Consider the following 10,433-nt stretch of genomic DNA (forward strand, 5'->3'; position numbering starts at 1 on the left):
GATGCCGAATTGTCCGGCTTGCGGCCGCGATTGGTCTGATCGGCGCCGTTGCTTTTCCCGGTCTGGTTTTCGCCCATGGCGATGTCGTCCCGCAGCCGGTGGACACCACCGGGCTGGACAAGCTGGGCGACAGCTGGCGGGACAGCAACCCCTACCGAGGCAACCCGCGCGCCATCGAGATCGGCGCCTCGGCCTTCAACCAGAACTGCGCGCGTTGCCATGGGCTGGGTGCGGTGTCCGGCGGCATCGCCCCCGACCTGCGCTATCTGGAAAAGGGTGATGCCGGCGACGAGTGGTTCAAGGAGCGCGTCACCAACGGCTCGATCCGCAACGGCGTGACCTACATGCCCAAGTTCGGCGAGGCCCTGGGGCAGGAAGCGCTGTGGTCGATCCGCTCCTGGCTTGAAACCGTGCACGAGGACTGACCCCTGCCGGACCGTCGGCTCCTTCCTTCCACTCCTCTCTTCCAAGGTGGTCATCCATGATTCGCAGAACCGCATCCCTGGTCACCGCCGCGGTGGCCCTGCTGGCAGTCCCCGCTTTCGCCGCCGATCACGCCACGCCCGAACAGGCCAAGTCGCTGGTCGCCGAAGCCGTCGCCTATCTGAAGGCCAAGGGGCCGGACGAGGCGACCAAGGCCTTCCAGGACCCCAAGGGCAGCTTTCGCCGCGGCGAGCTGTATGTGTTCGTCTTCGATACCGACGGCCGCTACGTCGCTTCCGGCGCCAACCCGAAGCTGGCCGGTTCCGACGCTGCCGAGCTGAAGGATGCCGAAGGCAAGCCCATCGTCCAGGCGATGATCACCGAGACCAAGGACAAGCCGAACGCTGTGATCGATTATGTCTGGCTGAACCGGCAGACCAACAAGGTCGAGCACAAGCATTCCTACGTCACCCGCGATGGCCGTTACATCGTTGGGGCGGGGACTTACGACCAGTGACGGTTCCTCGGGTCTCATGGACTTGTGGCGACCGGCTTGCGGCCTGGGAACGGGATTTTCATAGGAAGCTGCCCGGTTCGCCGCCTGTCACCAGTTGCCCTGACGCTTCAACCCCTTATGATCATCGGCAATGACCGCAGGGACGGTCTTGCATCATGAGGGTTCGGGACATGAGTGACGCTACCATGGGCACCGCTGCCGGTTGGATCGAACTGACGGCGGCGGATGGCCACCGGCTGCGCGCCTATCGGGCGCCGGCCAAGGGCGAGGAGATCGGACGGCTGATCGTGGCGCCGGAGATTTTCGGCATCAACCATCACATCCGCAGCGTCTGCGACGGCTTTGCCCAGCAGGGCTTCACCGCCGTGGCGCCGGATCTGTTCGACCGCGCCGAGCGCGGGGTTGAACTGCCCTATGACGATGCCGGGATCCAGCGGGGCATCGCCCTGAAGGGTGGCGTGTCCACCGCCGATGCCCTGCAGGACGTTGCTGCGGCGCTGGCATATCTCGGTGGCGATGGCGCAGCGGCCATCGTCGGCTATTGCTGGGGCGGCAGCATCGCCTGGGCGTCGGCGGCAACCCTGCCCGTGCGCGCGGCCATCGGTTATTACCGCGGCGAGATCGGCAAGATGCTGGACAGCGCTTCCGCGCGTGCCGACCCTGCTGCATTTTGGCAACCAGACCATGCAATCCCGATGTCCGTCGCCCGAGGGCGTGCAGGCCCGCTATCCGGGGGTGCCGGTGCATGGTTACCCGGCGGGCCATGGCTTCAACTGCGACGAGCGGGGGAGCTTCCATCGGGAAAGTGCGGTGCTGGCGCTTCGCCGGACCGTGGGGCTGCTGCGGGCCGTGTTCTGACCGCAGCCGTCCCGATGGCCTCCTTCCGCCGCCCGTCCTGCCGGTTTCCAAGGCGGATCGGCCAGCGGCGGAAGGCCAGCAGTCCGACGCAGATCAGCGCATAGACCAGGGGTGCCGACTGCCAGCCCTTCACCAGCATGATGAAGTGCAGGCAGCCGGCCAGCCCGGCGACGAACACCGCTTTGTGCAGGGCGCGCCAGCGCTTGCCGCCCAGCCGCTTCACCATGCCGTCGGTGGAGGTTGCGGCCAGCACGGTCAGGATCAGGAAGGCGCCCATCCCGACCGTGATGTAGGGCCGCTTGACGATCTCCTTCCCGATCGCCGGCCAGTCGAAGAACTGGTCCAGCCCGACATAGGTGGACAGGTGGATGGCTGCATAGAAGAAGGCGAACAGCCCCAGCATCCGCCGGAACCGCGCCAGCCCCGCCACCCCCGTCAGCATCCGCAGCGGAGTCAGCGCCAGCGCAACCAGCAGAAAGCGCAAGGCCCACAGCCCGCTGGCCTTGACGCTTTCCAAAACCGGCTCCGCCCCCAGCTCACCGGTGTAGGCGAGCCAGACGGTCCAGACCAGCGGGACCAGGGCGAGGGTGAAGACCACGGGTTTGGCCCAGCGCGAGGTCAGGGCGGCATTGGCGCCGGCGCGCCAATTGACGCCGCCGGCGGAGGCAAGGGGGGTGGCCATGGTCAGTAATTCGCTTTCAGGTCCATCCCGGCATAGAGTGACGCGACCTCTTCGCCATAGCCGTTGAAGGGCAATGTCTTGCGGCGGGAGAATTCACCGACCCGCCGCTCCGTCGCCTGGCTCCAGCGCGGGTGATCGACCTCGGGGTTGACGTTGGAGTAGAAGCCGTACTCACGCGGCTGCGATTTGTTCCAGGCGGTCGCCGGCTGGTCCTTCGTCAGCGTGATCTTGACGATCGACTTGATCGACTTGAAGCCGTACTTCCACGGCACCACCAGCCGGATCGGTGCGCCGCTTTGGTTGGGCAGAACCTCGCCATACATGCCGACGGCCAGCAGGGCCAGGGGATGCATCGCCTCGTCCAGCCGCAGCCCCTCGGTATAGGGCCAATCCAGCACCCAGGAGCGCAGGCCGGGCATCTGCTTCGGGTCGTTCAGCGTCTGGAAGGCGACGTATTTGGCGTTGCCGGTCGGTTCCACCCGCTTCAGCAGCTCGGCCAGCGGGAAGCCGACCCAGGGGATCACCATCGACCAGCCTTCAACGCAGCGCAGGCGGTAGATGCGCTCCTCCATCGGGAACTTCAGCAGATCCTCGATGCCGATGGTCATCGGCTTGGTGACCTCGCCGCCGATGGCGATTTCCCACGGGCGGGTCTTCAAGGTGCCGGCATTCTCGGCCGGATCGCCCTTGCCGGTGCCGAATTCGTAGAAGTTGTTGTAGGTCGTCGCCGACTTCATCGGAGTCGTCGGATCGAATTTCGGATCGGCCGGCTTGATCGTGGTCGGCGCCTGGAAGGCGGCTGCCAGTGCCTTGCCACTCCAAAGCGGCAGGCTGCCCAGAGCCATGGCGGCAGCGCCACCGGCCATCAGGCTGCGGCGCGTCAGGAACAAGTCCCGCGGCGTCACCTCGTCTTCGCGCGCCTGGGACGCGGTGGGGAACCTGAACAGCATCGACCCTCTCCCGAACGGACCATTCCTGCCACTAACCATAGGTCTGCGGCAGGCTGACGGCAAATCACAGGGTCTACACGATTGCGTGAACGGGGGGATCGGGTGTGTGCGACCGTGGGTGCATGAGCGGACCCGGTCAACGCCGGCCGAGCGGGATCACAACGGCCGGGCCGCCGAACCCGCCGCCGCGCGTCGCGCGCCGTGTCGGAAAGGGCAGCACGTCCGCTGCAGGGCGCGGTGGGCTGAAGAGCGGTAGCCCGGTAAAGGACTGGGCAAGGGCGGAACTCTGTTGGCAGGCTCGCATCCAGGAAAACATGCAGCACATCGAAGCCTGCATGGTGAATGTCCACAAAGTCATGGCCAGGCTCCGGGCTGTGAAGAAGGTCGGATCGTCTTGCCGCGCAGGAGATGACCGGTGCTGGAGACTCCCGCCGTGGCTGGACCCTCAACGATGGTGAGTGTCGAATCGTTCCGAAGGTCAAGTCGCTGCACAGTGATCCGTTGAGCGAGTGAAACGGCGTCAAGGCCCGACAAGCTCAAGGAAATTCCTTATCAACCCTAAGTCATAGGCATTAATCTTATGTCGGAAGGAGGGGTGCCTACGAAAGGCTAAATTGACCGGAATCGCCTTTACTTCATCGTGCAGGGCTGTAGGACTGCGAAGTCACGCTCCGGATAACGATGGAGTGCGCACTGTGTCGGTGCGGACATTCCCAATTCCGGTTGTGTCGGCTTGAGCTTTCTTCGACCGCACACTGGAGCGGTCGTGGGAATGGGCGAAGTGCGGTCCATGGTGGACGCGACGCACGGATTGGGGAATGGCATGACGGCGATGGTCGAGACGGCGGACGCATTGGATCCGAAGGTTCTGCTGATGGCCTTGCGGCAACTGCGTAAAGGCGAGTTCTCGGTGCGGCTGCCGCTCGACCTGACGGGCATCGATGGCGAGATCGCCGCCGCCTTCAACGACGTGGTGGAACTGAACCAGAACCTGACCGCCGAGGTCAGCCGGCTCAGCGTCGCCGCATCTCAATCTGGATCGGCTGAATCCGCGCATCCGACTGGAAGGCTCGGCACTGCATGTTCCCACCGCCGCCCTGCCCTGGCCGCGCGGCGCCGTGCCGCGGGTGGCCGCGGTCAGCGCCTTCGGCCTCAGCGGCACCAACGCCCATGTCGTGGTCGAGGAAGCCCCGGCAGACCTGCCGGCACCGGTACCGGCACCGGAACCCGAAACGCTTCTGCTGCCCCTGTCGGCGCGCAATCCTGAGGCGCTGCGCGCCTTGGCCGGCCGGCTGGCGCCGATCGTGGCCGACGCCGATCTGGCAGATCTCGGCCATACGCTGGCGTTGCGGCGCGATCCGCTGCCGGTCCGCCTGACCGTCGCCGGTCCGCGGGCCGTCCTGGCCGAGGCACTGGCCGCCCATGCCGGCGGTGCGCCGCATCCGGCACTCAGCATCGGGCGGCTGCCGGCCGATGCCGGCTGGAAAATCGTGTTCGTCTTCCCCGGACAGGGATCGCAATGGCCGGGCATGGCGCGCGACCTGCTGGCCGGGGCCGGCCCGTTCCGCGCGGCGATGGAGCGGTGCGACCGCCTGATCCGCGCCGAAACCGGCTGGTCGGTGCTGGACGAGCTGAACCAGGCCGATGCCGACCGCTTCGCCCGGATGGAGGTGATCCAGCCCCTGCTGTTCGCGATCCAGGTGGCATTGGCCGAATCCTGGGCCGCCGCCGGTATCACGCCGCACAGCGTGATCGGCCACAGCATGGGCGAGGTGGCGGCGGCCGTCGTCGCCGGTGCCCTGTCTCTGGAAGATGGTATCCGGGTGATCTGCCGGCGCAGCGCTCTGCTGGCGCGCAACAGCCGGGCCGGGGCGATGGCGGTGGTCGAACTGGACGAAGCGGGTGCGGCCCGGCTGGCGGCGGACCATGGCGTCGATATCGCGGCGCTCAACGGGCCACGGGCCACCGTGCTGGCCGGCGACCGCCCGCGGATCGAAGCGCTGGCCGCCCGGCTGGAACGGGATGGCGTGTTCGCCCGCATCCTGCGTGTCGATGCCGCCTCCCACAGCGCCCAAATGGACCCGTTGCTGGATGATCTGGCGGCGGCACTGGCCGGGCTGGCACCGCGCGCCGGAACGATCCCCATCCTGTCCACGGTGGAGGCCGGTCCGGTCGATGGCAGCGGCTTCGATGCCGGCTATTGGGTGCGCAACCTGCGCCACACCGTCCGTCTGCGCCCCGCCGTCGAGTTGCTGGTCGACGCCCGGCCGCTGCTGTTCGTCGAACTCAGCCCGCATCCCGCATTGCTGCCGGAGATCCTGGCGACTGTCCAGGCGCGGGCCGGCACGGCGGCCGGCATCGCCAGCCTGCACCGCGACCGCCCCGGCTTCCTGCCGGCAATGGGCGACGCGTGGGTGCGGGGTGTCGCCGTGGACTGGACCCGAATCGCGCCGCCGGGCGGCCGGCACATGGTGCTGCCGCGCTATCCCTGGCAGCAGGAGCGGTTCTGGATCGACCGGCCGGCAGGGCAGAGCGGAGCCGGACAGGTCGGGATGGCACGGTCCGGCCAGCACCCGCTGCTCGGCGGTCCATTCACCACCGCGCTCGACCCTGCGGCGCAGCTCTGGTCCGCCACGGTCGACCCCGGCCGGCTGCCCTATCTGCGCGACCATGCGGTCCCAGGGGGTGGCGATCTTGCCCGGTGCCGCCACCATCGACACTTTCCTGGGCGCCGGGCTGGAACGCTGGAACTCCGTCGCCGGGATCGAAGACTTGCGGTTCGAACGGGTGCTATCCTTCCCCGAAGCCGGTCCCGATGACAGCACCGGAGGCGGTGGCGCTCGGCTGATCCAGACGGTGCTGACCGCCGGGGAAGACGGCGGGGAAGACGGCGGGGCGGTGACCCTGGCAAGTCTGGATGCCGATGGGCGTAGCTGGGTGCGCCATGCCGGCTGCCGGCTGCGCACCGGCAGCAATGCCCCGGCAATGGCCGACCTCACGGCATTGCGGGCACGCTGCCGTCAGCCGGTCGCCGCCGATTTCCTGTATCGGGAACTCGCCGCGGCGGGGCTGGGCTACGGCCCGGCCTTCCGGACGGTGACGGCGCTGTGGACCGGACCGGACGAGGTGCTGGGCACCGTCGCCACCGATCTCGACACCACGCGCCATCTCTTCCACCCGACCCTGCTCGACGGCTGTCTGCAGCTTCTGGCGGCCCTGGTGCTGTGGCGGTCGCCGGGGGCCGGCACCACCTGGGTGCCCGCCGGGATCGCCCGCCTGCGGTTCCATGGCCGGGCCGGTGCCGGCCCGGTCTGGGCGCATGCGCGTCTCGATCCGGCCGAGGCCGGCGCCACACGGGTGCACGGCGATATCGTGATCTGTGCTGACGACGGCACCGTCCTGGCCGCCATCGACGGGCTGGAACTGCGGCGCCTGGACGGGCCGGCTGCCGACACGGCAGACAATCGCTTCCTGCGCCGGATCTGGCAGCCGTTGGAACCGGCGGAACCGGCTGTCGGCGGCCCGGACGGGCGCTGGCTGGTGATCGCTGACGCCAGCGGGCTCGCCGCGGCAGTGGTCGATGCCGGGCTGCCGGCTGCCATCCTGCCCGCAGCCGCCCCGGCTGGCGAGGCAGCGCTGACCGCCTTCATCCGCCACGAATTCGGCGATGGCGGCTGCGCCGGGGTGCTGTATCTGCGCAGCCTGGACGTGGTCGTTGACGGGCCGGTTGACAGGGATTGGGCAACCGTGACCGCCCTGGTCCGGGTGCTGGCCGCCATGCCATGGCGGCGCGCGCCGAAACTGGTGCTGGCAACCCGCGGCACCCAGGCGGTGACCAACGTTGCCGAGGTGACGGCCCCGCTCCAGGCCATGCTCTGGGGGCTGGCCCGTGTCATCGACATGGAACATCCGGAATTCGCCTGCACCTGCATCGACCTGCCGCCCGAACCGCAGGTGGCGGAGCTGCTCGCCGTGCTGCGCGGTGCTGCGGGGGACGAGGATGAGTTGGCGCTGCGGCCCGATGGACTGTACTGCGCCCGGCTCGCCGTGCGCGCACCGGCCGACCGGGCGGATGTGCCGGCCGAACCGGGACCATACCGGCTCAGGCTCGACCAGCCGGGATCGCTGTCGGGCATCGTCGCCCATGCCGCCCGGCGAAGGACGCCCGGACCGGGCGAGGTGCAGATCGATGTCCAGGCGGCCGGGGTGAATTTCCGCGATGTGCTGGTCGCCCTCGATGCGCTGCCCCCCGGCCTGGATGGCGAGCCGGACACGCTGGGTGTGGAATGCGCCGGCACGGTGGCGGCGGTGGGCGACGATGTCGCTGGCCTGGCGGTCGGACAGCCGGTGGTGGCGCTGGCACGCGGCGCCTTCGCCAGCACGCTGACCATGCCGGAAACGCTGGTGCTGCCGATCCCGGCCGGGCTGACCGGGGCGCAGGCGGTGACCCTGCCGGTCTCCTTCGTCACCGCCTATCATGCCCTGGCGGAAATTGCCGCCCTGCAGGAAGGGGAACGGGTGCTGATCCATGCCGCGACCGGCGGGCTGGGGCTGGCCGCGATCCAGTGGGCGCGGCATGTCGGCGCCGATATCTATGCCACGGCCGGCAGTGTGGAAAAGCGCGATCTGTTGCACCGGTTGGGCGTGCGCCATGTCAGCGATTCCCGCTCACCCCGGTTCGTTGAGGATGTGCATGCCTGGACCGGGGGCGAAGGGGTCGATGTCGTGCTGAATTCGCTGTCCGGCGATCTGGCGGCGGCGAATTTCAGGTTGCTGCGCGACCATGGGCGGTTCCTGGAAGTCGGCAAGCGCGACACCGCCGCCCGCGCCGCGCAGCTTCAGCGGGCCGGCGCCACCAACCTGACGCTGGCGGTGATCGATGTGCTGGGCATGATCGACCGCCAGCCCAAGCGCGTCCGCCGCCTGCTGCAAACCGTGCTGGACCATGCCGCGGCCGGCGTGTTCCGACCGCTGGACCTGCAAAGCTTCCCGGCGTCGCGGGTCGAGGATTGCCTGCGCACCATGGCGGAGGGCCGGCATACCGGCAAGCTGGTGCTGACCTTCGATGATCCGCTGGTGCGTCCGGCCCCCGCCCGGCATGCCGGCGTCCCGGTGCGGGCCGACGGCACCTATCTGGTCACCGGCGGGCTGGGCGGGCTGGGACTTGCCACGGCGCGCTGGCTGGTGGCTGCGGGTGCGCGCCATCTCGTCCTGGTCGGGCGGTCCGGCGCCGGAACCACTGCACAGCAGGCCGCCCTGGCCGACCTCGCCCATGCCGGGGCGAACGTCGTGGTTGCCCGCGCCGATCTGGCCGACCGGGCGGCGCTGGCAAACGCCCTGGCCGAAGCGCTGGCCGGGCGCCCGCCCCTGCGCGGCGTGATGCATGCGGCGGGGGTGCTGGACGATGCCCTGCTGGCGGATCAGTCGGCAGCACGCTTCGCCGCGGTCGCCGCTCCCAAGCTGACGGGAACGCGCCATCTGGTCGACCTCACGCGCGCGGCAGCCCTGGATTTCCTGGTGCTGTTCTCCTCCGTGGCGGCACTGCTGGGCACCCCCGGGCAGGCGAACTATGCCGCGGTCAACGCGTGGCTCGATGCGTTCGCCCACCGGTTGAGGGCGGAGGGCGTGCCCGCTGTCGCGGTCAAATGGGGTGCCATCGCCGATGTCGGTCTGGCCGCCCGCTCGGCAGAACGCGGCCAGCGGCTTGATGATCGGGGCGTGCGCAGCATGCCGGCGGCGGAAGCGGTGGCCGCCTTCGATGAGATCCTGCGCACCTGCCCGCCCCAGATCGGCGTCGCCCGGCTGGATATCGGCCAGTGGCTGGAATTCTACCCGCAGGCCAGCCGTTCCACCCTGCTGGCCGGGCTGGCCGCCAAGCCGGAAACGCCGCCCCCGGCCGAGGGTGGCCCGGCGGCCGACCTGCTGGTGCTGCCGGTCGACCGGCGCGGCGCGGCGGTGGCGGATATCGTAGCGGCGGAAGCGGCGCGGGTGCTGCGCCTGGATGCCGCGCGCCTGGACCGCGACACGCCGCTGGCAAGCCAGGGGCTGGATTCGCTGACCAGCCTGGAACTGCGCAACCGGCTGGAAGCACGCCTGGGCCTGACCTTGTCCGCCTCGGTCCTGTGGAACCATCCCCAGGTCAACGGGCTGGCCGCCCATCTCGCCGGCCTGCTGGTGCCGGCCGCCCCGGCGGCGCCCGCCGACATCCCCGCCACCACACCTGCCGCTGCGCAGTCGGCGGCTGACCCGACCGCTCTCGACGACCAGTCCGACGACGAGGCGCTGGCGCGCCTTCAGGCGGAACTCAATTCCCTGGAAGATCTGCTCTCATGACGACCGGCACCGACAGCACCACCGCGGTCAAACGGGCGCTCGACGCCGTCGTTCGTCTGAAGGCCAAAATCGAGCGGCTGGAATATGAGCGTGCCGAACCCATTGCCGTCGTCGGCCTGGGTTGCCGTTTTCCCGGCGGGGCGGACACGCCCGACGCCTTCTGGCACCTGCTGGAAACAGGTGGCGATGCGATCCGCCGGATTCCGGATGACCGCTGGGCCGAACCGGATGATCCGGCCGGGTTGGCGGCCGACCGGCGCGGACGGCGCTGGGCGGGGCTGATCGATGCCCCCGATGCCTTCGATGCCGCCTTTTTCGGCATCGCTCCGCGCGAGATGGCAAGCCTCGACCCGCAGCAGCGGCTGATCCTGGAAACCGCCTGGCAGGCGCTGGAAGAAGGCGGGCAGGCGCCCTCCACCCTCATGGGATCGGCGACCGCCGTTGTCATGGGGGTGACGACCTGCGACCATCGCGACCGGGTTGTGGCCGACCCGGCGCTGGCCGCCGATACTTATGCCACCTCCGGTACGGTGCTGGCCTTCACCGCCGGGCGCCTGTCCTATGTGCTGGGCAGCCAGGGGCCGGCTCTGGCGATCGACACCGCCTGTTCGTCGGCCCTGGTTGCCGTGCATCTCGCCTGCCAGATGCTGCGTTCCGGCGAATGCGATGC

At 69.2% G+C, this 10,433-nt stretch carries 6 protein-coding genes and 2 pseudogenes; 6 read left to right on the top strand and 2 right to left on the bottom strand.

The window, feature by feature from the left end:
• Positions 1-8: 8 nt before the first annotated feature.
• The 3 genes and pseudogenes from pedF to I71_RS40075 form a co-directional block, all read left to right on the top strand.
• Complete coding sequence (gene pedF / locus I71_RS23610) at positions 9-425, top strand: cytochrome c-550 PedF (protein WP_083897370.1); 417 nt, start codon at positions 9-11, stop codon at positions 423-425.
• A 56-nt stretch (positions 426-481) separates the two neighbouring features.
• On the top strand, positions 482-940 hold the full coding sequence (locus tag I71_RS23615; RefSeq protein WP_042699204.1) for a cache domain-containing protein: 459 nt from the start codon (positions 482-484) through the stop codon (positions 938-940).
• A gap of 185 nt (positions 941-1,125) precedes the next feature.
• Positions 1,126-1,542 (top strand): annotated as a pseudogene (locus tag I71_RS40075) (dienelactone hydrolase family protein); the annotation flags it as partial.
• 167 nt (positions 1,543-1,709) lie between these two features.
• Here the strand turns inward: I71_RS40075 and I71_RS23625 are convergent.
• Both I71_RS23625 and msrP read right to left on the bottom strand, forming a co-directional pair.
• Positions 1,710-2,480, bottom strand: a complete 771-nt coding sequence (locus tag I71_RS23625; RefSeq protein ID WP_042699209.1) for a sulfite oxidase heme-binding subunit YedZ — start codon at positions 2,478-2,480, stop codon at positions 1,710-1,712.
• A 2-nt stretch (positions 2,481-2,482) separates the two neighbouring features.
• Positions 2,483-3,430, bottom strand: coding sequence for a protein-methionine-sulfoxide reductase catalytic subunit MsrP (gene msrP / locus I71_RS23630; protein WP_042699212.1), 948 nt, complete (start codon positions 3,428-3,430; stop codon positions 2,483-2,485).
• Between the two features lie 1,097 nt (positions 3,431-4,527).
• Here msrP and I71_RS40080 point away from each other — a divergent pair.
• The 3 genes and pseudogenes from I71_RS40080 to I71_RS23640 form a co-directional block, all read left to right on the top strand.
• A pseudogene (locus I71_RS40080) lies at positions 4,528-5,811 on the top strand (acyltransferase domain-containing protein); the annotation flags it as partial.
• A gap of 304 nt (positions 5,812-6,115) precedes the next feature.
• Complete coding sequence (locus I71_RS23635; protein WP_211098428.1) at positions 6,116-9,763, top strand: SDR family NAD(P)-dependent oxidoreductase; 3,648 nt, start codon at positions 6,116-6,118, stop codon at positions 9,761-9,763.
• Positions 9,760-10,433 (top strand): polyketide synthase (locus I71_RS23640; RefSeq protein WP_042699218.1); only part of this gene is annotated, 674 nt, incomplete at its 3' end. The genes I71_RS23635 and I71_RS23640, both read left to right, overlap by 4 nt.

Origin of the sequence: Azospirillum sp. B506, assembly GCF_000333595.1 — a bacterium.
Taxonomy (GTDB): domain Bacteria; phylum Pseudomonadota; class Alphaproteobacteria; order Azospirillales; family Azospirillaceae; genus Azospirillum.